The sequence below is a fragment of the Anabaena sp. FACHB-1237 genome (assembly GCF_014696225.1).
Classification (GTDB): domain Bacteria; phylum Cyanobacteriota; class Cyanobacteriia; order Cyanobacteriales; family Nostocaceae; genus FACHB-1237.
On the sequence record NZ_JACJPV010000010.1, the window covers coordinates 61,740 to 84,259 of the forward strand.

The following is a 22,520-nucleotide window of genomic DNA, read 5'->3' on the forward strand; positions in this document are numbered from 1 at the left end:
AAGTCATAATAAATGCTATATAAAACCTTACATTTCTTCTTATATCTTTAGATATAAATTGAGTATAAAATAAACAAATTTTACAAAAATATACAATTCAATGGTTTATTTATACTCCTACTTAGGATATATATAGAAAAGAAGCGAAGATAATTAAAAACTCGATATCTGTTAATATCTAACTTTTATAAGTTGGCAATTTTGTAATTATTTTCACAATTGATATTAGTATTTGTTAGTATTTGTATTATTTGGTATTAGTTATTTACGCCATATCATCAGCAAAAGAAGGTCATAAATATGCACACATCTGAGCAAATTGATAAATTTTATAAATTACAATCAACTTTATCTGGACGCTGGAAAAATAGTGAACTGTTTGATACTAATGAAGCTGATATTGTGATTATTCCATCTTTAAGTATTGATCAAAGAGAAATGTTAAAAATTGCGGGATGTGAACATTATGAAGAAAGACTACTTTTCTCATTAATTAGATTAAGAAATCCGCGCACAAGATTAATTTATATTACTTCCATGCCATTACATCCTAGTATAATTGATTATTATTTACAATTATTACCAGGTATTCCTTTTTCTCATGCACGTCAGCGTTTATTATTACTTTCAACCTATGATAATTCTCTAAAACCTTTAAGTCAAAAAATCTTAGAACGTCCGCGATTATTAGCAAGAATTAAAAAAGCTGTACGTTTAGATAAAGCCTTTATGGTGTGTTATAATTCCACACTTTGGGAAGCAGAATTATCTTTAAAATTGAATATTCCTCTGTATGCTGCTGCTCCAGATTTACAAATTTGGGGGACAAAAAGCGGTAGTAGACAGATATTTTTAGAAAGTGGTGTACCCCATCCTGATGGTAGTAAATTAGTCCATAATAGCTCAGATTTAGCCGTAGAAGCAGCTGAATTATGGGAACGTCAACCAACATTAAAAAGAATTGTAGTTAAGCTCAATGAAGGATTTTCTGGGGAAGGAAACGCCATTTTAGATTTACAACCAATTCAGGAATTTGCACCAGGTAACACTAGTCATGAACAGAGGATAAAAGTGATTAGCGATCGCTTTCATTATCTCCGCTTTCAAGCAACAAAAGAAACCTGGGACAACTTCTCTCAACGCATACCCGAATTAGGAGCAATAGTTGAATCATTTATTGAAGGGGAAATTAAATTTTCACCCAGTGTCCAAGGAAGAATTACACCAAATAAAGAGGTAGAAATACTCTCAACTCATGATCAAATATTGGGAGGACCAGACGGACAAATTTACATGGGTTGTAGTTTTCCAGCAGATGAAAAATACCGTGTCCAATTACAAGAAATAGGCTTAAAAGTCGGTAAAAAACTAGCAGAAAAAGGCACATTAGAAAGATTTGGTGTAGATTTTGTCACAGTAGATCAAGGTAATGGTAACTGGGACATTCAAGCAATAGAAATTAACCTGAGAAAAGGAGGAACAACCCACCCATTTATGACATTAAAACTATTAACAAATGGTAAATATGACCTATCCACAGGTTTATTTTACAGTAAACATCAAAAACCTAAATATTATATTGCCACAGACAACTTACAAAAAGATAATTATCGCGGATTATTACCAAATGATTTAATGGATATTATTGCCCATTATCGTCTACATTTTGATAGTGGTACAGAAACAGGAACAGTCTTTCATCTTATGGGTTGTTTATCACAATTTGGTAAATTGGGATTAACAAGTATTGGAGATTCTCCCCAACAAGCAGAAGATATTTATAATACAGTAATTGCAGTTCTTGATCAAGAAACTACCCAAAAACATTGTCATGAAATCTTAACGGATCATAACTTTTTCATTGGGGAAAATGAGTATAGTTACTAAACAAAAAGATCCCGGACTTCTTTAAGAAGTCCGGGATCTGAATCTGATAATTCAGTAACTTTGTTAAAATTAAATTCCATAATTCAACTGATGACAAATCAAAAGTAATCATGATTATATTTTGATCATATAGGTACTTACAGACAGATAATGGTAAAGGGAATAAATATGGTTAAGTCATTGGATAAACCCCCAGAAAAACAAATAAAAGAACTTAAACCAGGTATCAAAGCTCCTGTAAAAGAAACATTATTAACCCCCAGATTTTATACTACAGATTTTGATGCTGTAGCAAAAATGGATCTATCGGGTTATGAAGAAGAAATTAGAGCAGTAGTAGATGAACTAAAAGCTGATTATAACCGTCATCATTTCGTGCGTGATGAAGAATTTAAACAATCTTGGGATCACATTCCCGAAGATAAAAGAGAGGCTTTCATTGACTTTTTAGAACGCTCTTGTACCTCTGAATTTTCCGGTTTTTTGCTATTTAAAGAATTATCTCGTCGTGTTAAAGAAAACAACCCTTTACTATCAGAAGCATTCGATTATTTAGCTAGAGATGAAGCTCGTCATGCGGGGTTTTTAAATAAATCAATGGCGGATTTTAACTTGTCCCTTGATTTAAGTTATTTAACTAAAAATCGCACCTATACCTTCTTTCCTCCTGAATGGGTAATTTACACAGTTTACCTCTCGGAAAAAATTGGTTATTGGCGTTATATTCTCGTTTATCGTCATATTCAATCTCATCCAGAATACCAATTTTATCCATTATTTAAAAAGTTTGAAAGCTGGTGTCAAGATGAGAATAGACATGGTGATTTTTTCAAGGCTTTATTGCGTTCTCAACCCCAATTATGGAAGACTTGGAAAGCTCGTTTATGGGTAAGATTTTTCTTAATCACTGTGTTTGTTACCCATACAATTACAGTTTTTGAACGAGCGAATTTCTATGAAATATTAGGTATTCATCCTCGTAAATACAACAGTCAAGTAGTTACAGAAACTAACAAAACCGCAGCTAGAGCATTTCCAGTTATTTTAAATACTGCTCATCCTTATTTCTTTTGGTATTTAGAACAATGTGCGCTGAAAAATCAAGAATTAGCAGATATTCAAAATAGTGAAGATTGGACAATTGCTAAATTCTTCCGCAAAATTCCGGTATTTATGGCGATTGTTTGGTATATGTTGAAGTTGTACTTCATTAAACCTATCAATACTGAAGCATATCGCAGTCAAGTTAGTTAATGAAAGTAGGAATAGCATGGGAAGATATTTTATACTTTCCTCGCTTTCCTCTCATTAATAAGCTGTTGTGCTTTTAACTTGAATAATTAATACAAGCAAGATGCTTGTGCTACTGTAACTTCAGGTTTTTTAATTATACAGTGAGTGCTGCACATTAGCTTAACATCAATTGTTAATTATCAATTTTGAAAGGTGTATATTTCCCTCCCAAAGATTCTACAATTGTCTTAGTATTTGCTACCATCATTTTTATATAAGTATCTCCATTACTACCTTTAGCACCAATAGAATCAGAATATAGAGAATTTTCTGCTAATTTTATCCCTGCTTCTTCCGCTACAGTTTTAATTAATGCTGGGTTAATAGTAGTTTCTGCAAAAATTACAGGTATACTAATTTTTTTAATATCATCTACTAATTTTTTCACAGTTTGGGCACTGGGTTGTTCTTCTGTACTAATCCCAATTAAAGTACCAGCAATTTCTATCTTATAGGCGTTTCCATAGTATTGAAATGCGTCATGGGTAGTAATTAATTTGCGATTTTTAGGAGGAATAGTCGCTATTTGTTCACTTATCCAAATATGCAATTTTTGTAAATCATTTTTCATTTTATCCGCATTTTGGATAAACTTATCCTTATCTTCTGGTGCTAATTTTATTAACTCATTTTTAATCGCTTCCACCATTTTTATAGAATTTTCTGCACTTCCCCAAACATGAGGATCTGGTACTATTTCTCCTTGAGGTTTTTTCAATTCTAAATATCTTACAACTTCCCCAATTGCTACTTTTTTCGCTTTTCCTCCCGTCGCATTCATTAATTTAATCAAACCTGGTTCTAAATTATATCCGTTGTATAAAATTAAGTCTGCTTTTTCTAATGTGCGACTATCAGCGGGTACAGGTTCATATACATGAGGATCTGATCCTGGTTTTAATATACCCGTAATTTTGACTTCCTCCCCCGCCACTGCGGTAGTTAAATCAGTAAGGATAGTGCTAGTTGTTACTACTTCTACCTGTTCATTTACTTTTGTGGTAGGATTAGTTTTTATAGAATGAGAAATTGTGGAATTTGTACAGGCAGATAAGAATACAGGTAAACACAAAGTTATAGAAATGAGTTTATAAGAATTATTAATTAATTTCATAGTTATAGGTGATGTTGCTGATTTTATATCTCATATTTTTATCATATTCCTTTCATATTTCTTTCACTTTTATGATAAACTTGGAAAATAAGTATTCTATGTAACTTTATTTTATGCAAATTTTATGCAAATCATTTCTCCTCAATCTAAATTATCTTTAATACGCGATCAAAAAATGACAACCATTAATATTACTCATTTAAGTGTTAGCTATCGTCAACAAGAAGTATTAAGTGATATTAACTGTATAATTAAGCCAGGAAGATTAACAGGTATTTTTGGTCCTAATGGTGCAGGTAAAAGTACATTAATGAAAGCTATGTTAGGATTAGTAAACATTAATAGTGGCAGAGTTGTATATAAAGATCAACCTGTTGTACAGCAATTAGAAAAGGTAGCTTACGTACCTCAACGTAGTCAAATTGACTGGAATTATCCCGCGACAGTGTGGGATGTAGTGATGATGGGTAGAGTCAAGAAGACAGGATGGCTACGTAGTTTCTCTAACATTAGTCGTCAAGTGGCGAAATCTGCGTTAATTAGGGTGGGGATGGAATCATTTATATATCGTCCCATTGGTGAACTTTCGGGAGGACAACAACAACGGGTATTTTTAGCGCGTGCGTTAACTCAAGAAGCGGAAATTTTCTGTTTTGATGAACCATTTGTAGGTATTGATCAAAAAACTCAAGGGATCATTTTTCAGGTATTTCAAGAGTTAGCAAAAGAGGGAAAAATAGTCTTAGTTGTAAATCATGATTTAGGTGAATCTATCACACATTTTGATGATTTAATTTTATTAAATCGGGAATTAATCGCCACTGGTTTGCGGGAAAAAGTATTAACTAAAGAAAATTTAGATCATGCTTATGGTGGAAATATGATGTATTTTGCGGCTTAAATGAAATATCCCTTCAAGATCCCCGACTTCTCTAACAAGTCGGGGATCTGATTTTCCATTATTCATTATAGGATGAAAAATTATGTTTGCATCTTTAATAGAACCTTTGCAATATGGTTTTATGCAGCGTTCTCTAATTATTGCTATTTTGGTGGGTTTATTATGTGCTATTGTTGGTAGTTATTTAATGGTACAACGTTTGGCGTTATTAGGTGATGCTATTAGTCATTCTGTATTACCAGGGTTAGCGATCGCTTTTATGATTGGTGCTAATATTTTTATAGGGGCGTTTATTGCTGGTGTGATCAGCACTATGGCTATAGCCTTAATCAAAACCCGTTCTCCTATTAAGGAAGATGCAGCAATGGGGATAGTATTTTCAGCTTTTTTTGCTTTAGGAATCACCTTAATTACTATTATTCAAAAAGATAATAAAATAGACTTAAATCATTTTTTATTTGGGAATATTTTAGGTGTAACTGTTGCAGACGTGCGAGATACTGCTATTATTGCTTTCATAGTATTATTAGTAATTTTCCTATTATATAAAGAGCTATTATTTTACACATTTGATCCTTTGGGGGCGCAAGCAGCAGGCCTACCAGTGAACCGTTTAAATTTTGGATTAATGTTATTAATAGCCCTAACTATTGTTGCAAGTATGAAAGCAGTGGGAGTAATTTTAGTATTATCATTATTAATTACTCCAGGAGCAACGGCTTATTTATTAGTTACAAGATTACATCAAGTGATGATATTAGGGGCTGTAATTGGAGTAATTTCTAGTATTAGTGGAATGTATCTCAGCTACTTTTATAATTTACCATCTGGTCCAGCCATTGTATTAGTAGTGTCTGGTTTATTCACTTTGGCATTTTTATTTAGTCCGCTACATGGAATTTTTATACATAGTCAAAAATAATTTAAAAAAATAATTTAAAATATAAAGTTTCGTTGTTCAGATCCGCGACTAAGAAGTCGGAGATCTTGTTGGTTTTATCTATTCCTTGGTTTTCTAAATTGTTGATAATTAATAGGTCCAAGAATTTGATTTAAACTGCGTAATTGTTCTGCTGTACCCATGCAAATTAAAGTATCACCAGACATTAACATTGTGTCACCAGTCGGACCACCAATTAAATTACCATCAGCACGACGAATTGCTAATACTAAAGCGCCCGACTGCGATCGCAATTTTGCTCTTTGTAAAGTTTGTCCTACAAAGGGACACATACTAGGATCAAGTAAAAATTCTTCCATGTACAGTTGACGATCTGAACCCGAAAGAATACCATCTACAAAATCTAATACTTGGGGACGTAAAGCTGCCGCAGCCATACGTTTACCCCCAGTAATATAGGGAGAAATTACCGCATCAGCACCACCACGTTGTAACTTTTGTACAGATTCTTCCGTACTAGCACGGGCGATCGCTCGAATACCAGGATTTAAAGTTTTTGCAGACAAAACAGTGTATAAATTTTCCGCATCAGAAGGTAAAGCAGCCACAATACAAATAGCTTTATCTACCCCCACAGTTAACAAAGTTTCATCTAAAGTGGCATCACCTTGATAGACAATATAGCCTATTTCTTGAGCTTTAGCCACGGATTCCAAATTAGAATCAACAATAACAAAATTCACACCTTCAGCGCGAAATTCCTTAGCAATTTGTCGGCCAGTGCGACTAAAACCACAAATAATATAATGACCTAATAAAGATTCCATTAGTCGTTTTTGCTGTCTAATTTTAATACCTTCTAAAAAATAACCTTCAATGACGGCAGAAGTAAACCTGTTCACAATATAACTAATATTAATCACACCCATCAATATCAGGAAAATCGTAAATAGACGACCTCGACTACTTAAAGGCTGTGTTTCACCATATCCCACAGTAGCCAAAGTAATTACCGTCATATAAGCTGCATCTACCCAAGACCAACCCTCAATTACTTTGTACCATAAAGTACCAATGCAGAAAATACAAACCAGCGCTATCGCACCTGCCATTAATTCCTGTTGAATGCGTTTATATTTTTGTTCTAAATTATACACTGGCAATTAACAGCTAAAAAATGTCTCTAGTATATCAATAATCTCACCCAAAGACCCAAAGAAAAAAGAAAGAAGACAAAAAATCCTCATTTCCTCCCCCTAACTAAGCACAGGCCGTTTTCAAAGTGGGGGGTAAAGAGGAAAACTCTTTCCCCAAAAGCCTTTCCCACACAGCAATAGGAGCTTTTTTTGCTAATTTTTGATTAATTAATATCAAAAATTAGCCCAAATAGCGATCGCTTCCCTCGCCGTAGACATCGCAAATTGTGAGAATGAAAACGCCCTGGGTTAATAATGGGGGTTAGGAGGTATCTCCTGATCATTTTTTCTGGCAAGTTTTTGTGATTTTTCTGTTAAATTTTCTGTCAAAATTTGAGTATTATTATTTGGGAATGTGGCATTATTTAATAACTGAGATAAACCATTTACAGAACAGATAATTACCACAATATACAACAGATAAAGATGTAAAGGACGTAATTGTGGCATAGATGTTTTCTGCAAACTTTTGGGTAAGCTTATAGCCATAGAACCCACAGGAAAACTACTAGCAAACTCTCTACCTTTTAAACCTAAAGCATCAGCAAATTGACTAATTAAACCCTGAAGATAAACAGGTTCAGGTAAATCACTTAAATTTCCTTCCTCAATAGCTAATAAAATTCGCCTAGGTATCCTTGTTAACAATACTAAATCTTCTAAACTTAACCCTTTCTGTTTGCGAATAGTAGCTAATTTATTACCTAATTCTTTTAATTTTTCCACTTGAATTTCTTCTAGAGAAGGAGTAATTTGTTTTTTATTATTTCTAATAAATAATTTCATAGGAACCTCTACTTTTTTAGTTAAATTTTTCCGACTTGCTGTGAATGAGAGTGTGACTTATGTGCTGCTTTAAAAAAGTAATTTCTGCCGATGTTAAATAGCGATATTCACCAACTTTTAAAGGAGGTGTATCTGGTATTTGCAATTTAATTGGACCAATAGCCGTGCGATGAAGTTTAATTACTGGATATCCTAACTGTTCCGCCACACGACGAATTTGCCGATTTCTTCCCTCCTGTAAAATAATTTCTAAATAAGTATGATTGCCACGCACTTTAACAAGATGCACCTTTGCTGCTTTAGTCATTTTGCCATCTAACAATATCCCATTAGACCACTGTTCAATTACTGCGGCTGTGGGTTGTCCTTCTACAACTACCTGATAACTCTTAGTAATGCTATGACGGGGATGGGTAAGTGCAAAAGTCAACTCTCCATCATTGGTTAATATTAATGCTCCCGTAGAGTTGACATCCAAACGGCCTACCGGATGAATACCTGATCCCTGCTGCAATTTTGAAGGTAGTAGATGCAATACCGTTTGTCTTCCTTGAGGATCATCACAGGTAGAAACTACACCAAGTGGTTTATGCAATAGTATATACATTAAACGTGGTGGTGGTGTGGTGAAAACCTGTTTACCATCAATAGAAATTATGTCTCGTTGGGGATCAACCTTCTGTCCTAAATGTGCCAAAATACCATTAACACATACTCTTGATTGTTTGATCATTTCCTCTGCTTCCCGTCGTGAAGCAATGCCCCATTGTGCAATAATTTTCTGTAATCTTTCCTCCATTGGTTTGTTTAATCTTTCCTCTATGTTTATATAAACCATTACGAAGCGCAAAGCGCGAGTTACTAAGTTCGGAATACTAAGTTTCGGTCTTAGTAGTGTTTATTGATGCCAAATATGGTTTACGCTATGCTGCGCTAACAGCTATAGATGGTTTATTTGTTTGGCTGACTTACCCGCATGGAAGTGAATTTCCAGGCTAATAAGCAAAGTAAACTAAAGTTTACTAAAAAATATGCTGGTTATTTTAGTTATCTTGAGATGACTTTTGCTATTAGACAAAGGAATTCATTCCCAGTCTGGCGGTTTTACGTCAAATTGACACTTGTGAGCAATTCTACACTCTACTGACTCCTTGAACTTCTGACTTAGGTGACTCGGTGACTCCTCTGTAATTAAAATTGTGATTCATAAATCTAAAGTGATATTATATTTAAGGTTTGTTTAAGTCACCTAAGAAAATTTCTTAGATCAAGTTCTTGTCCCATGATAGAATCAAGTTCCTTAGTTACACATAGCCCTAAAGTGAGAATTATTACTAAAATTTTAACATCAGCCATTAAGTTCTGGTTAAAAACACAATTATCTCAAGCATCTAATCTACAATTAGAGATCCAAGCGAGCGATCGCCAATTACTATCAGGTTCTATCCCTCAAGTATTTATTGCTGCTAATAACGCAGTTTATCAAGGTTTACATATTACACAACTTCAAGTTTCCGCAGAAAACATTAAAGTCAATATTTCCTCAGTTCTTAAAGGAAAACCATTACAACTACTAGAAATAGTTCCAGTGGTTGCTAACCTGATAGTTGATCAACAAGCCCTTAATTATTCTCTGTCATCACAATTCCTAGTCACAGCATTAAATGAACTACTGAATACACTATTACCAGAAAACAGTCATAATTCCAAATCTGTTGTATGGGAAAAAATCCACCTTGACAACAATAGACTTTTAGTTTATGCAATCCTGACATCTAATACAACAAATACATCATTAACTATTGATTGCGGTATTCAATTATTCAATGGACAAACATTACAACTCACACCAATTAAAATTAGAGAAATTGACAACCAAAATCAAGAAAATATTCTTATAGATCAAGATTCTCCCCATATTATACACCTGGGAACAGATGTAGATATTACAGAAATTACAATTAATTCCCAGCACATTGTTTGTCATACTAGTATTAATATTAATCCTTAGAAAGCTATCAAAAGCTATCAGAGGAGATTAAGAAATTCAGAATAAATAATTTTCGCCCCGCAGCTAACTCCCCACTCCTTAAAAACTACTAAATTTTCTGCAATAAAGGTAACAAAAGTGTAATAAAATAATAGACCAAAGGAGCAGTAAAAATATAACTATCTGTTCTATCTAAAATACCACCATGACCAGGAATTAATTGCCCAGAATCTTTTACTCCCGCATCTCTTTTTAACAAAGATTCTGTTAAATCTCCCAATAAACTAGCAATACCAATAATTAATCCTAAAGTAGCTCCAGAAATCAAAAATTTCGGAAAATGCAGAAAATAAGCACCTATTAAAGCTGTAAATATACTAGCAAAAACCCCAAACAACGCCCCTTCTACAGTCTTTTTCGGACTAATATCAGATAACCGAGTTTTTCCAAAACATCTACCAATAATATAAGCCCCAATATCCGCAGACCAAATACATAAAAAAGTTAAAATAGTCGCTGTTAAACCTGTGGGTAAATAACTAATACGATCAGGATTATTAATAAAACTATGTTTAATTAAATCATCCCAACTAATCGGCCAATAACCCCCTAAAGGTAAATTACTCATTCCCAAAGTATTAATATCTCTTAACCTTACCCAATAACTAGGTAAATAACCCACATAAAATAAACCCATAATAGAAGCAGAAATATCCGCTATGGTTGCTAATTTAGGCTGGAATAGTAAATAAAAACAAATTAAAGTACCTGCTATGGGCATAATAGCATCCGCTAAACTAATATTCAAAGTACAGGTTATTAATAAACATAAACTTACCAACAAAGTAGTTTTGGCGGCTGGTAATATACCTCTAGCGCGTACTAAATCAAAATATTCCTGTTGTCCTAAAAATATGACAATTCCCATAGCTAGAGTAAAATACCAACCTCCTAACAAGGTTGCAGATAACGCCATTACAATAGCAATAATTCCACTAACAATTCTAGACCAAGGCATAACAGTATTTGGGATTTTGGATTTTATATGGAGGATTTTATATGGAGGATTTTATATGGAGGATTTTTTAGATCCGTATCCCACCTAAAATCACAAATTGTAGATATTTAATCTAGTGTATCATTATTGAGAATAAATTTGATTTTGTGAATTTTTGCTTAATACTTACTAGTGACCACTATTTTTTAATCTAGTTTCTCACCACTAACGATAAAAATGGGATCAGCCGCAATAAAAGTTTGTGAATAACCCCGGGTTTCTAAACGGTTCACTCCAGACTGTACCACCTCAATATTTCTCGCTCTTAACCGCGCGAAACTTTGAGAAATATTATACAGAGTTTCCAGATTGGCAGCAGTAGCTACCACTCGACCAGATATAGGTAAATAAGCCCATACAGCTTTGATAATATCCTGTACAGCCTTACCACCTTCAATACATACACGATGGGGAGTAATCCTGATAGTTTCTAAACATTCTGGTGCGCTACCAACTACAACTTCAACATTTTTAATATCAAAGCGATCGCAATTACGATGAATTAAATTAGCTACTTCCTCATCCCTTTCCACCGCAATTACCCGTCCAAAAGGACATAATAAACCTACCTCCACAGGAATTGTACCCGTTCCTGCCCCAATATCCCACAAAACCGAATCTGTTTGTAATCGTAACTGAGACACTAAAATTAACCTTAATTCCCGTTGAGTCATGGGAATACCCGGTAAATATTCAAATAACTCATCAGGAATACCAGGGGTTACATAAGGCCAAAGTTGTGAAGGCATAAACAATTAAATAAAACTTTACAATTTACAATGCAAAATTACCATTAATCCTAAATTTATCAGAATTTTGGTTATATATGATAGATAAGTGAGATTATTTTTCCTAATCAACATCATCATAGAACTACTCACATATAGCCAATCTTGGAAAATATGGTAAGATTATTTGGCAAGTTTCCTTAAACGGCTAATTGTGCATCTGCCTCAAAAATACTCTAAATCCAATTATGATCCTATTATCTAACTAATACTGATAAATTCATGATTAATTAATATAAATTTTGCTTAACAATTATTAACATAATCATAACAGTAAAAACCTATTTTTGAGTAAAAGGTTGACAATTTCATATTAATCAACAATCATCTTAGTAAAGTCGGATAGAAATCAATAAGGAAACCATGCACACAGTCATGCTCGTTCTGGTTGAGATTGTAGTTGTAATTACAATATCCCGATTAGTAGGATTAGGATTCAAATCAATTAAACAACCATTAGTAATTGGTGAAATAATTGCTGGTATTATGCTTGGACCATCATTATTTGGGTTAATAGCTCCCCAAGCAGCAAGTACGCTTTTTCCCAAAGAAACCTTACCTTATCTGAACATTTTATCACAGATAGGGCTAATATTTTTCATGTTTTTAATTGGTTTAGAATTAAATCCTAAATATTTACGTGGTAATTTAAAAGCCGCAGTTTTAATTTCCAATATCAGTATTATAGTCCCCTTTACCCTAGCATCGTTTCTGTCTTTCTTATTATATCCTTTAGTAAGCACTACCAAAGTATCCTTTATTGCTTTTACCTTATTTTTAGGTGCAGCAATGTCCATCACTGCTTTTCCAGTATTAGCGAGAATTATCACTGAAAATAACCTCCAAAAAACTAGATTAGGAACATTAGCTTTAACTTGTGCAGCAGTTGATGATGTTACAGCATGGTGTTTATTAGCAATATCTATAGCAGTTGCTCGTCATGGTAACATAGACTTACAAGCAGTATTAACTATTATGGAAAGTATAGTTTATATTGTTTTAATGTTTACAGGAGGACGTTGGTTAATGCAGCTACTAGCTACCCATTATCAACGTACTGGAAAGTTAAATCAATTTCTCTTAGCTGTAATTTATATCACTGTAGTTATTTCCGCATTAATTACCGAATTGATAGGTATTCACCTAATTTTTGGCGCTTTTTTATTAGGTGCAGCTATGCCTAAATCTGCAAATTTCGTCAGAGAATTAGCAGAAAAAACAGAAGATTTTATCTTAGTATTTCTCTTACCTATCTTCTTTGCTTATAGTGGTTTAAAAACAGAAATAGGATTATTAAATCGTCCACATTTGTGGTTATTATGTTTGTTAATATTAGCAGTAGCGATCGCAGGTAAATATTTTGGTGCTTACTTTGCGGCCAGAATTAGTGGTATTAACAAAAAAGAAGCATCTGCTTTGGGTTGGTTAATGAATACTCGCGGCTTAACAGAGTTAATAGTTTTAAACATAGGTTTAGAATTAGGCGTAATTACACCTTTATTATTTACCATGTTAGTAATTATGGCATTGGTAACAACATTCATGACATCACCGTTATTAGAATGGACATATCCTAAACAAGAAATCAGATTAGATATAGTAGCAACAGATGATTTAGAAATAGCAGCAGAACCCGCCACAGAAATTAGTGAACCCACAATTACACCTTATCGAATTTTAGTCCCTGTAGCTAATCCCCATACTCAAAAAGGATTATTACAATTAGCAGTGGCAATTGCTATAAATTATCAACATCCTGCCATAGTTAATCCTTTAAGTTTAATCGAATTTGAAGAAGATTATGCTTTTGAAAATACCCCTACAGAAGCAAATAGATTAATTAGTGAACGTCATCAACAACTCGATGAATTAATTAGTACTTTGGAACCACAAGAAACCCGATCTTATATTCATCCCATTATTCGCATTTCCAGTAATGTGGCTAGAGAAACCGTAGAAATTGCCAAAATTCAACAACCTGACTTAATATTAGTAGGATGGCATCGGCCAGCATTTAGTAATAATCGTTTAGGAGGAAGAGTAGGACAAATTCTTACCACAGCACCTGTAGATGTGGCAGTATTTATTGATAAAGGAGGAGAACGTTTAGAAAATTTATTAGTTCCTTATTCCACAAATATTCATGATGATTTAGCATTAATATTGGCATTAAGATTATTGATTAATCGGGATAATTGTATGTTGCAAGTTTTGCAGATGCTTGATAATAATATGCCCCATGAGTTAAGTTATGAAATACAGGGGATGATAGAACAATTACCACAAAATGTGAGCGATCGCATTCAAATAGAAACCTTACCTAACACTGAACATAAATCTGTAGTAGTAGCAGCATCAGAAAAAGCCGACTTAACAATTGTTGGTACAAGTCGTGCTTGGGGTATCGAAAGACAAACATTAGGAAGATATACGGATGAATTAGCCTTAGAATGTCGTTCATCACTACTCATTACCCGGCGTTATAGTCAAGTAACATCACATCTATCATCATTACTACCGGAAATAAATAGCATAAGGATTTAGTAACCAGTAGGGGTAAAGCACATTGCTCATTGGTGTCAAATTAACGTAAAACGCACAGATATAGTAGTAATAATATCGCAGCATGGCATAAAATATATTCTATGTGTCTAATAGCAAAATTCATAAGCAAGATGACTAAAATAACTAGACAATTAGGCGTTGCTGAATTGGGGTAACTAAAATTACTGTAGTGCAAGCATCTTGCTTGCATCTATTATCCAAATTAAAAGCACAACAGCTTATGATATTTATTTCGCGCATCAGCGAAGCGAAACACTTGCGTTAGACGCAAAGATTTCATACCTGAGTTCAGCAACGCCGAAAATTATTTAAATTATTTAGTTTACTTTAGTAAACATCTCAAAATCTCTCCGTTTCTTGAGGAGTTCCCACAGCACCAGGTTGAGATAAAAAGAAATTTTGAGCATTTTCATTTTGATAAATACATCTAATATCTGGTTTATCAGTATCTAAATTACCCGTAAAACCAAAAGTATTTAAACGATTCTTACATTCTCGCACCTGATCAGAAGTTACTAACTTCCGTTGTTCTAAAAGTGCCCAGTTATTCTGTCTTAACACACATCCAGGGCGCATACTCGGCTGAGAGACATACACATTAAAGGGGTTTAAAGTCACAAATAATCTAGCATCCATAACCATTGCACTAGCACCATATTGAACACAAATTTCTGGGTTTGGTGCTTTAGTATCAATAAATTCGCGGGTAGCCACATTTGATGTACTTAAAGTCGTTGTAGAACTAAATGCAATGCCAATTCCAATACCTAAAATTAACACACCACCTAACACCGCAATAGTAGTAATATTCCAAATTGAACCGAAAATTGAGGTTTGAGAATTATTACTTGGTCTAACACTAGTAGATTTACGTCTCATTTGTTTTATTACCTTTATATATGGATGTTATTAGATATCTTGATTTTTACAATAAACCTTTAATTAACTTGTAATTAACTTCAATTCATAGACTTTATTATCCTACCGCAAAATCCGTATATTGTCGCAACTTAGGAGGATTAAAACCCAAAACAATATCATGTTTAGGAACACCAAGTTCCACTAATTCATTAGCAATACCAACTTCTGTACCATCCTGTTGTATCCAAATTTTGCCATCAATAATATCCAGATGTAAAACAGGACCATAAACTCGCTTAGAATCTATCCAGCCAACATACATTAATTGATAATGATCCCGTTCCAGATCAAAAATAGTTTCCGCTTTAATACGTTTATCCCAAACTAATTTAGCCCGTGCTGTGAGGAGATTTTTTATATATTGTCGGTATTCATCAATGGTAGCCATTTTTGTATTACCTCGTTATCAATATTGTAAATCAACAACAGAACATTATTTTCGGTAACAAGTTCTTGAATAAAAGAAGTTATAAAAAACCGTTCATAAATATCAGTAGATACAGCTAAGTATAGAATCCGTTTTGAGTCTTGGACTTTCAAAGCTCTTCTATATGCTATAAATTGCCCTAATGCTCCATAAAATGAGGAAATGTTTGATGGACTCATGAAACTTTTAATTTCTACAGCAATTTGCAAACCTTCCCTTTCTGCTGCAATTATTTTTTCTGCACCTAGATCAATTGATAAATCAAATGTACCCGCCTGTAAAGGGTAAGGATCATGAGTAATTAACCAATTATCTTTTATAAGAGCAGTTTTGACAACTTCGTGAAATTTATCTTTAGCAGACACAGTTATTATTGTATAATAAAGAAATTGTGTGTTGTAATAGGTTTGTAAGACCTAGTTAATTAGAATTATAGCTCATTTTGCAAAACAACCAGCTATATTATTTATAATACATAAAATAGTTAGTTTGACAATATATTCACCTCAACTTCAAGAAAAATTATGGTTAGTACAATCACTAAACTAAGCAACATTACCCCAGAAACTAGTTTAGCAGAACAGCGAGTAGTTTTCCATAACATCAGTTGGGAAAATTATCAGCAAATTTTAGCTGCATTAGGACAAAATCGGGCTTCTCGACTGATTTATGATCAAGGTACATTAGAAATTACTATGCCATTGGAAGAACATGAAAGTGCTGCCAGACTAATTGAATTATTCATCCGTATTTTGGTAGTGGAAAGTAATTTGAAAATCAAAACAATGGGTTCAACAACCTTAAATCGTGATGATTTACAAAGAAGTGCTGAACCTGATAATTGTTATTACATTCAAAATCAACCTAAAGTAGTTGGAAAGAAAGTTGATTTAAACGTAGATCCGCCACCTGACTTAATTGTAGAAGTAGATATTACTCATACTGATATTAATAAACTTACGTTTTATGCCAGTATGGGAGTACCTGAATTTTGGCGTTATAACGGTAAAATTCTACGAATTTATCAACTTCAAAAACATGAATATATTGAAGTAGAAAAAAGTCCTACATTTCCTCACATTACCAAAGAACAACTTTATCAATTTTTGCAAGATTGTCAAATAGATGAAGTACAAGCGGAAAAATCTTTCCGTGCTTGGGTCAAACAAATTTAGATCAGTTTATTTTATTATTCATATTGTCCATCATCTACTAGAGAACTGTAACAATCGGGTAGTTCTTCTAAAGCATATCCTGGTATAGCACCTGGATATTTGTTAATTACACGTTGATACGAAGCAGCATCATCATCATTATCATCATAATCTTGCTCGTTTGTCCAATCATTTACGTGAGAAAAATGAATTCTATCCTCTGGTAAAGTACTCCAGAATCCCATTGCAAATTGAATATCATTAATATGATGTAGAGTGAAATGTTTTGGTATTCCTTCTTGAGCAAGAATCATAGCTATTTGTTTCAGAAGTTCATAAATTTGTTTGTCTTGTTTTTTAAAGATTACTTTTTCTGCACGAGAAGTAATAAAGATGTGATTGATTGTACGTTTCGCTGTTTCATATTTTTGCCAAAGCTCAGTTTGTGAATAATTACAGCCTTTTTCTTCAGCTTCATCAACAGTGAGTAATGCAAATAATTTTCCAAATAATAAATGTAGTGATGGTTGATTCATGGCTATTACTTCTATTCCCTGTTACAAATTTATTGAGACAAATTGATTGAATTTATACTATGAGTTTTTAAAGATTTGATATCACAATCAGAGTCAGCAGTCAGTTAAACCACAACTGACCACTGACCAGTGACTAACCAGCTAACAATGTTTTTTCCAAAGGAGTCCACCGGAAAACGCGATCGCCTCCTCTTTCAATTACTACTTTAACCTTGGGTTCTAACTTAGGCAAATTCATCAAATATTCCACCTCTTGATCAGATAGAATATTACCCTCAATAATCCACAATACCAAACCCTTAGACTTAGGTGGTAACTGTTGTACATGAGAAGTAATCATAGGAGGTAAATAATATACATTACCTACCGCCGCACCATTACTAGTGCTTTTTTTACCCAAGTGAGGAGGTCTAACACCATGAACATCCATCAAATAAGCAGCCACATCGCCCAAACCTCTAGCAGTGATGCAAAGATCATGATAACCAGCAGCCCTTAACCTACGACGATAACGTCCCTCATAACCGCCCTCTAAAGGTGCATAAACACCCAACGCGCCAAATTTCTCCAAATTGCGGATAAAACCATTACCAGTGGTAATTAACGCCATCTTGCTACTCTCCTCTACTGACATTCAACATTCTAGTTATCCCAATTTTACGCAACAGGGTAGAAGAGAAACCATAAAAATGCCCTCTCCTGACTAGAGATACTTCTATTATTGCGCCGTAAGCTCTACATTAAGTTAAATTAACTTATAGATTTCCTATCATCACTATTATCAACTTTATGTTATGCAAGCATTACAGCCAATATAGTCAACATATTTATCTAGAATGTGTCAGATTTGATCAGTAAAAATAAATCAATTTATAAAGTGACTATTGACAAAAAATATATTTTATGCGTAAGGAACTTTTTGCAAAAAATGAATTATATGCCATAAAAATGTGAACATTGAGTTTGCATAGGTTGACTATTTAACTACTACTTTTATAAGTTATACTCCCAGTAGTACCCAACTATGATCTATCAAATATTTCACAGCATTTTTAGACTTATTTTTTTCTTTAGCGTTAAATCTCCAGCGATCGCACTTTACAAAGTGTTTATTTAGCTATTAATCCAAAACCTTTAACTAGCTTCAGAGATTCATCTTTTCGCTTTCTAGTGCATTTTTTAATCGTCTAAACAAATGTAGCGCAGAACCAAATTCAAACTTAGCCCATTCCACCAATAGCACTATAGCCTAAATTATAGAAATCTCAACCAAAACTTTCCAAAAAACACTAGACAAAAATTCCCAGATGAATTATATTGTTAGATTGTGACCAAATAGTATAACCAGAGTCAAAGTTTACAAAATTTGCCTTAGGACAAATCAAGTGCAAGCATAAACTCTGAAAAACTACAGGTAACTTACACTTGAGGATTGACAACTATACTAAACAACGTTATCATCTCATAACAGAACAATCAGGTGAATCAGGTGAAATTCCCGATTTTAAGTTGCCTCTGCACTGACAAGCAACCTCTAAGCAACCTAATTAAAACTGTTTTGTGTGAAAAACGGCGAGAAACCAAGCGCAAGTTGAATAGTAAAGTGCATGAAAGTATTTCATGCATGAGTTGATAAGCATTAGTTAAGGTAAAACTTAACTTATACGTTTGTTAGCGTTGGTTAGCAAAAAGGTATGGGATACTGATGGTTAAAGACCACTCAAGTCCTGCTGAAAACCAAAAGTGCCAAAGCAAATGCTAGGACGAAAGCATAGCTGCACAAATTGCAAAGTCATCAAGGCCTTGCATAAAGATCAGAAATAATAACTTCCTAAAGCAGAAGACAATTATTCCTGTTTAGATCACAACGTGAGTGAAAATAAACAAATTCACGAAGAAGGACAAAACTTGTAACATCAACAAGAATTTGTACTGTTAAACGTCAGTCCAAACTTATTTGGTTGCGTCCAACCTCAAAAGAAGTTAAACAAGTTCAACCTTCCATCAATTTCCAGGTCAGTACATAGAAAGGAGAACCAGTAACTGTGTCTGTAGGTATTCTCGGCACCAAACTGGGCATGACCCAAATATTTGACGAAGCAGGAGTTTCTATTCCTATCACCGTCGTCCAAGCGGGGCCATGCACCGTTACCCAAGTTAAAACAAAACAAACAGACGGTTACTCAGCCATTCAAGTTGCTTATGGAGAAGTTAAACCCAAAGCATTGAACAAACCAATGTTAGGGCACTTAGCCAAATCCCAATCTCCATCCCTACGTCATCTCAACGAATATCGGACAGATAGTTCTGGAGATTATGCTTTAGGACAACAAATTAAAGCAGACATTTTCACAGATGGACAAATAGTAGACGTAATTGGTACAAGCATCGGACGTGGTTTTGCAGGCAACCAAAAGCGGAACAACTTTGGTAGAGGACCGATGTCTCACGGTTCTAAAAACCATAGAGCACCTGGCTCAATAGGAGCAGGTACAACCCCAGGTCGTGTTTATCCCGGGAAAAGGATGGCAGGACGCTTAGGTGGTACAAGAGTAACCATCCGCAAATTGACAGTAGTAAAAGTAGACTTAGAAAGGAACTTACTACTAATCAAAGGAGCTATACCTGGAAAACCAGGAGCTTTAGTGAACATCGTTCCAGCAAAGAAAGTTGGTAGTAAATAATCACCGAGTCAGTAACATAGACCACTGACCGCTGACAAAGGACAAAAAGATGGTAGAGAGCGTAGTTAAAAATTGGCAAGGAGAACAAGTTGGAGAAACCAGCTTTGATCTGCGAGTTGCCAGACCAGAAACAGCATCACATATAGTACACCGCGCCCTTGTCAGACAAATGACCAACGCTCGTCAAGGTACAGCCAGCACCAAAACCCGCTCAGAAGTGCGTGGTGGTGGTCGCAAGCCCTGGCGACAAAAAGGTACAGGACGCGCCCGTGCAGGTTCTATTCGTTCACCATTATGGCGTGGTGGCGGTGTCATCTTTGGACCAAAACCCAGAGAATTTAACCTGAAAATGAACCGCAAAGAACGGCGTTTGGCTCTGCGGACAGCATTCATTAGTCGTGCGGAAGACATAGTAGTTGTAGAAGAATTTAGCAACGAACTACAACGCCCCAAAACCAAAGAAATGGTAGCAGCATTAGCTAGATGGGGAGTAGAACCAGAACAAAAAGCACTATTGATTTTGTCTGACATCCCAGAAAACATCAGTTTATCAACCCGTAATATTGAAAAATTAAAGCTAATTGCGGCTGATCAGTTGAATGTTTTCGATATACTACACGCCGACAAAATTGTAGTAACAACAGCAACACTAGAGAAAATTCAGGAGGTTTATGGTGCGTAATATTGACACCCGCAACCTACCAGACTTATTGCGTCGCCCTATTCTCACAGAAAAAGCGACTATATTAATGGAGCAAAACAAATACACATTTGAAGTTACTCCTAAAGCCACTAAACCAGAAATCAGAGCGGCCATTGAAGACATTTTCTCAGTGAAAGTAGTCAAAATTAACACTGCTAATCCACCCCGAAAAAAACGTCGTGTAGGTAGATTTATTGGTTTTAAGCCCCACTATAAGAGAGCGGTTGTTACCATTGCCCAAGGTGATGAAGATAACATCAGAAAAATTCTCTTCCCAGACGTTTAAAAGATTAATTCAAAACATCAAAAATCGCTTATGGGTACTCGTTCATATCGCCCTTATACCCCCAGTACTCGCCAAGTTACAATATCTGACTTTGCCGAAATTACTAAAACCGAGCCAGAAAAATCCCTAACTGTCTCTATTCATCGTGCTAAAGGACGAAATAATCAAGGGCGGATAACTAGCCGTCGTCGGGGAGGCGGACATAAAAGACTTTATCGCATTATTGACTTTAAAAGAGATAAGCGAAATATACCAGCTACAGTTATAGCCATTGAATACGATCCTAACCGCAATGCTCGCATTGCCTTGTTAGAGTATGAAGATGGCGAAAAACGTTATATTCTTCAGCCTAATGGTTTAACCGTAGGCACAAAAGTAATCGCTGGACCAGACGCTCCCATACAAGATGGTAATGCTTTACCCCTGTCTAATATTCCTCTGGGTACAAAAGTTCACAACGTGGAATTAACCGCAGGAAAAGGTGGACAAATTGTACGGGCTGCTGGGGCAACAGCACAAATAATGGCTAAAGAAGGTAATTATGTAACATTGCGATTACCTTCCAAAGAAGTACGGATGGTGCGCTGTGAATGCTACGCGACAATTGGACAAGTAGGTAATACAGACGCAATGAACCTGAGCGCAGGTAAAGCCGGACGGAATCGTTGGAAAGGTCGTCGTCCTAAAGTTAGAGGAAGCGTGATGAACCCCGTGGATCACCCCCATGGTGGTGGTGAAGGTAGAGCGCCTATCGGTAGATCAGGTCCTGTAACACCTTGGGGTAAACCAGCTTTAGGAGCAAAAACACGCAAACGCAAGAAAACCAGCAATAAGTTGATTGTACGTCGTCGTCCTAAATCTTCTAAACGCGGTCGCGGTGGTCGTCAGTCCTAAAAACAGGAGATCAAGGAGTCAGGAGTCAGAATAAAGAATTTTCACCTCACACCTGGCACTCTGTAAGTTCCGATTAATCCAAAATCCAAAATTCAAAATTGATCTATGGGTCGTTCTCTGAAAAAAGGTCCCTTTATTGCGGATCATTTACTCAAAAAAATTGAAAAGTTGAACGCTAAAAACGAAAAGCAAGTAATTAAAACTTGGTCAAGAGCCTCAACAATTCTCCCCTTGATGGTAGGACATACCATCGCCGTACATAACGGTAGACAGCACGTTCCCGTATTTGTCAATGAACAAATGGTAGGACACAAATTAGGAGAATTTGCTCCTACTCGTACCTACAGAGGTCATGGCAAAAGTGACAAAAAATCAGGGAGATAAGGAGATCAAGGAGTCAGTAGGGGTTTAGCAGTGCTAAACCCAACACTTAGATA

23 protein-coding genes are annotated in these 22,520 nt (G+C 35.0%); 12 read left to right on the forward strand and 11 right to left on the reverse strand.

The features are described from left to right. Positions 1-300 precede the first annotated feature (300 nt). Positions 301-1,887 (forward strand): peptide ligase PGM1-related protein, encoded by a 1,587-nt coding sequence (locus H6F32_RS07400; protein ID WP_190368690.1) that lies wholly within the window; start codon positions 301-303, stop codon positions 1,885-1,887. 168 nt (positions 1,888-2,055) lie between these two features. Beyond that, positions 2,056-3,141 carry a magnesium-protoporphyrin IX monomethyl ester (oxidative) cyclase gene (acsF, locus tag H6F32_RS07405; protein WP_190368691.1) on the forward strand — a complete coding sequence of 362 codons (1,086 nt, stop codon included), beginning with the start codon at positions 2,056-2,058 and terminating at the stop codon, positions 3,139-3,141. Between the two features lie 172 nt (positions 3,142-3,313). On the opposite strand, the gene H6F32_RS07410 is transcribed toward acsF, so the two are convergent. Then, positions 3,314-4,294, reverse strand: coding sequence for a metal ABC transporter solute-binding protein, Zn/Mn family (locus H6F32_RS07410; protein ID WP_190368692.1), 981 nt, complete (start codon positions 4,292-4,294; stop codon positions 3,314-3,316). A 124-nt stretch (positions 4,295-4,418) separates the two neighbouring features. Between H6F32_RS07410 and H6F32_RS07415 the strand changes: the two genes are divergently transcribed. Both H6F32_RS07415 and H6F32_RS07420 read left to right on the forward strand, forming a co-directional pair. Beyond that, positions 4,419-5,195: a metal ABC transporter ATP-binding protein gene (locus H6F32_RS07415; protein WP_190368693.1), complete on the forward strand. Its 777-nt coding sequence runs from the start codon at positions 4,419-4,421 to the stop codon at positions 5,193-5,195. 82 nt (positions 5,196-5,277) lie between these two features. After that, a complete protein-coding gene (locus H6F32_RS07420; protein WP_190368694.1) occupies positions 5,278-6,117 on the forward strand; it encodes a metal ABC transporter permease in 840 nt (279 codons plus the stop codon). A 74-nt stretch (positions 6,118-6,191) separates the two neighbouring features. On the opposite strand, the gene H6F32_RS07425 is transcribed toward H6F32_RS07420, so the two are convergent. From H6F32_RS07425 to H6F32_RS07435, 3 genes are all read right to left on the reverse strand, one after another. Beyond that, entirely contained in the window at positions 6,192-7,208 is a 1,017-nt protein-coding gene (locus tag H6F32_RS07425) for a potassium channel protein (protein ID WP_190368774.1), read from the reverse strand. Between the two features lie 333 nt (positions 7,209-7,541). Further along, the gene (locus H6F32_RS07430; RefSeq protein WP_190368695.1) at positions 7,542-8,078 is read right to left on the reverse strand and encodes a helix-turn-helix transcriptional regulator; all 537 of its coding nucleotides are present in this window, start codon (positions 8,076-8,078) and stop codon (positions 7,542-7,544) included. A gap of 16 nt (positions 8,079-8,094) precedes the next feature. Then, complete coding sequence (locus tag H6F32_RS07435) at positions 8,095-8,877, reverse strand: pseudouridine synthase (RefSeq protein WP_190368775.1); 783 nt, start codon at positions 8,875-8,877, stop codon at positions 8,095-8,097. Positions 8,878-9,360: 483 nt separating this feature from the next. On the opposite strand from H6F32_RS07435, the gene H6F32_RS07440 reads away from it, so the two are divergent. Next, positions 9,361-10,089 carry a DUF2993 domain-containing protein gene (locus H6F32_RS07440; protein WP_190368696.1) on the forward strand — a complete coding sequence of 243 codons (729 nt, stop codon included), beginning with the start codon at positions 9,361-9,363 and terminating at the stop codon, positions 10,087-10,089. Between the two features lie 88 nt (positions 10,090-10,177). On the opposite strand, the gene H6F32_RS07445 is transcribed toward H6F32_RS07440, so the two are convergent. Then, positions 10,178-11,086 (reverse strand): phosphatidate cytidylyltransferase, encoded by a 909-nt coding sequence (locus H6F32_RS07445; RefSeq protein ID WP_190368697.1) that lies wholly within the window; start codon positions 11,084-11,086, stop codon positions 10,178-10,180. Between the two features lie 185 nt (positions 11,087-11,271). Next, a complete protein-coding gene (gene cbiT / locus H6F32_RS07450) occupies positions 11,272-11,874 on the reverse strand; it encodes a precorrin-6Y C5,15-methyltransferase subunit CbiT (RefSeq protein WP_190368698.1) in 603 nt (200 codons plus the stop codon). A 402-nt stretch (positions 11,875-12,276) separates the two neighbouring features. Here cbiT and H6F32_RS07455 point away from each other — a divergent pair, with 402 nt between their 5' ends. Then, complete coding sequence (locus tag H6F32_RS07455) at positions 12,277-14,457, forward strand: cation:proton antiporter (protein ID WP_190368699.1); 2,181 nt, start codon at positions 12,277-12,279, stop codon at positions 14,455-14,457. Positions 14,458-14,817: 360 nt separating this feature from the next. Here H6F32_RS07455 and H6F32_RS07460 read toward each other — a convergent pair whose 3' ends face one another. From H6F32_RS07460 to H6F32_RS07470, 3 genes are all read right to left on the reverse strand, one after another. Next, a complete protein-coding gene (locus H6F32_RS07460) occupies positions 14,818-15,357 on the reverse strand; it encodes a DUF3172 domain-containing protein (RefSeq protein WP_190368700.1) in 540 nt (179 codons plus the stop codon). 97 nt (positions 15,358-15,454) lie between these two features. Further along, entirely contained in the window at positions 15,455-15,787 is a 333-nt protein-coding gene (locus H6F32_RS07465) for a XisI protein (protein ID WP_190368701.1), read from the reverse strand. Further along, positions 15,754-16,191 carry a XisH family protein gene (locus H6F32_RS07470; RefSeq protein WP_190368702.1) on the reverse strand — a complete coding sequence of 146 codons (438 nt, stop codon included), beginning with the start codon at positions 16,189-16,191 and terminating at the stop codon, positions 15,754-15,756. Before H6F32_RS07470 ends, H6F32_RS07465 begins: the two co-directional genes overlap by 34 nt. Before the next feature lie 159 nt (positions 16,192-16,350). Here H6F32_RS07470 and H6F32_RS07475 point away from each other — a divergent pair, with 159 nt between their 5' ends. Then, a complete protein-coding gene (locus H6F32_RS07475) occupies positions 16,351-17,001 on the forward strand; it encodes a Uma2 family endonuclease (RefSeq protein ID WP_190368703.1) in 651 nt (216 codons plus the stop codon). Positions 17,002-17,015: 14 nt separating this feature from the next. Here H6F32_RS07475 and H6F32_RS07480 read toward each other — a convergent pair whose 3' ends face one another. Next, positions 17,016-17,516: a hypothetical protein gene (locus H6F32_RS07480; RefSeq protein WP_190368704.1), complete on the reverse strand. Its 501-nt coding sequence runs from the start codon at positions 17,514-17,516 to the stop codon at positions 17,016-17,018. A gap of 133 nt (positions 17,517-17,649) precedes the next feature. Then, positions 17,650-18,126, reverse strand: coding sequence for an NAD(P)H-quinone oxidoreductase subunit N (locus H6F32_RS07485; RefSeq protein ID WP_190368705.1), 477 nt, complete (start codon positions 18,124-18,126; stop codon positions 17,650-17,652). Positions 18,127-19,561: 1,435 nt separating this feature from the next. On the opposite strand from H6F32_RS07485, the gene rplC reads away from it, so the two are divergent. From rplC to rpsS, 5 genes are all read left to right on the forward strand, one after another. Further along, on the forward strand, positions 19,562-20,200 hold the full coding sequence (rplC, locus tag H6F32_RS07490) for a 50S ribosomal protein L3 (RefSeq protein WP_190368706.1): 639 nt from the start codon (positions 19,562-19,564) through the stop codon (positions 20,198-20,200). Between the two features lie 49 nt (positions 20,201-20,249). Continuing rightward, on the forward strand, positions 20,250-20,882 hold the full coding sequence (gene rplD, locus H6F32_RS07495) for a 50S ribosomal protein L4 (RefSeq protein WP_190368707.1): 633 nt from the start codon (positions 20,250-20,252) through the stop codon (positions 20,880-20,882). Further along, positions 20,875-21,189: a 50S ribosomal protein L23 gene (locus tag H6F32_RS07500; RefSeq protein WP_190368776.1), complete on the forward strand. Its 315-nt coding sequence runs from the start codon at positions 20,875-20,877 to the stop codon at positions 21,187-21,189. The genes rplD and H6F32_RS07500 overlap by 8 nt, the downstream gene beginning before the upstream one ends. Positions 21,190-21,219: 30 nt before the next feature. Further along, positions 21,220-22,083 carry a 50S ribosomal protein L2 gene (gene rplB, locus H6F32_RS07505; protein WP_190368708.1) on the forward strand — a complete coding sequence of 288 codons (864 nt, stop codon included), beginning with the start codon at positions 21,220-21,222 and terminating at the stop codon, positions 22,081-22,083. Positions 22,084-22,188: 105 nt separating this feature from the next. Next, on the forward strand, positions 22,189-22,467 hold the full coding sequence (rpsS, locus tag H6F32_RS07510) for a 30S ribosomal protein S19 (protein ID WP_190368709.1): 279 nt from the start codon (positions 22,189-22,191) through the stop codon (positions 22,465-22,467). The last annotated feature ends 53 nt before the right edge of the window (positions 22,468-22,520 follow it).

Coding starts and splice junctions, on each gene's coding strand:
- H6F32_RS07400 (WP_190368690.1), top strand. CDS start 301: ATGCACACATCTGAGCAAATTGATAAATTTTATAAATTACAATCAACT.
- acsF (WP_190368691.1), top strand. CDS start 2,056: ATGGTTAAGTCATTGGATAAACCCCCAGAAAAACAAATAAAAGAACTT.
- H6F32_RS07410 (WP_190368692.1), bottom strand. CDS start 4,294: ATGAAATTAATTAATAATTCTTATAAACTCATTTCTATAACTTTGTGT.
- H6F32_RS07415 (WP_190368693.1), top strand. CDS start 4,419: ATGCAAATCATTTCTCCTCAATCTAAATTATCTTTAATACGCGATCAA.
- H6F32_RS07420 (WP_190368694.1), top strand. CDS start 5,278: ATGTTTGCATCTTTAATAGAACCTTTGCAATATGGTTTTATGCAGCGT.
- H6F32_RS07425 (WP_190368774.1), bottom strand. CDS start 7,208: ATGGCAGGTGCGATAGCGCTGGTTTGTATTTTCTGCATTGGTACTTTA.
- H6F32_RS07430 (WP_190368695.1), bottom strand. CDS start 8,078: ATGAAATTATTTATTAGAAATAATAAAAAACAAATTACTCCTTCTCTA.
- H6F32_RS07435 (WP_190368775.1), bottom strand. CDS start 8,877: ATGGAGGAAAGATTACAGAAAATTATTGCACAATGGGGCATTGCTTCA.
- H6F32_RS07440 (WP_190368696.1), top strand. CDS start 9,361: ATGATAGAATCAAGTTCCTTAGTTACACATAGCCCTAAAGTGAGAATT.
- H6F32_RS07445 (WP_190368697.1), bottom strand. CDS start 11,086: ATGCCTTGGTCTAGAATTGTTAGTGGAATTATTGCTATTGTAATGGCG.
- cbiT (WP_190368698.1), bottom strand. CDS start 11,874: ATGCCTTCACAACTTTGGCCTTATGTAACCCCTGGTATTCCTGATGAG.
- H6F32_RS07455 (WP_190368699.1), top strand. CDS start 12,277: ATGCACACAGTCATGCTCGTTCTGGTTGAGATTGTAGTTGTAATTACA.
- H6F32_RS07460 (WP_190368700.1), bottom strand. CDS start 15,357: ATGAGACGTAAATCTACTAGTGTTAGACCAAGTAATAATTCTCAAACC.
- H6F32_RS07465 (WP_190368701.1), bottom strand. CDS start 15,787: ATGGCTACCATTGATGAATACCGACAATATATAAAAAATCTCCTCACA.
- H6F32_RS07475 (WP_190368703.1), top strand. CDS start 16,351: ATGGTTAGTACAATCACTAAACTAAGCAACATTACCCCAGAAACTAGT.
- H6F32_RS07480 (WP_190368704.1), bottom strand. CDS start 17,516: ATGAATCAACCATCACTACATTTATTATTTGGAAAATTATTTGCATTA.
- H6F32_RS07485 (WP_190368705.1), bottom strand. CDS start 18,126: ATGGCGTTAATTACCACTGGTAATGGTTTTATCCGCAATTTGGAGAAA.
- rplD (WP_190368707.1), top strand. CDS start 20,250: ATGGTAGAGAGCGTAGTTAAAAATTGGCAAGGAGAACAAGTTGGAGAA.
- rplB (WP_190368708.1), top strand. CDS start 21,220: ATGGGTACTCGTTCATATCGCCCTTATACCCCCAGTACTCGCCAAGTT.
- rpsS (WP_190368709.1), top strand. CDS start 22,189: ATGGGTCGTTCTCTGAAAAAAGGTCCCTTTATTGCGGATCATTTACTC.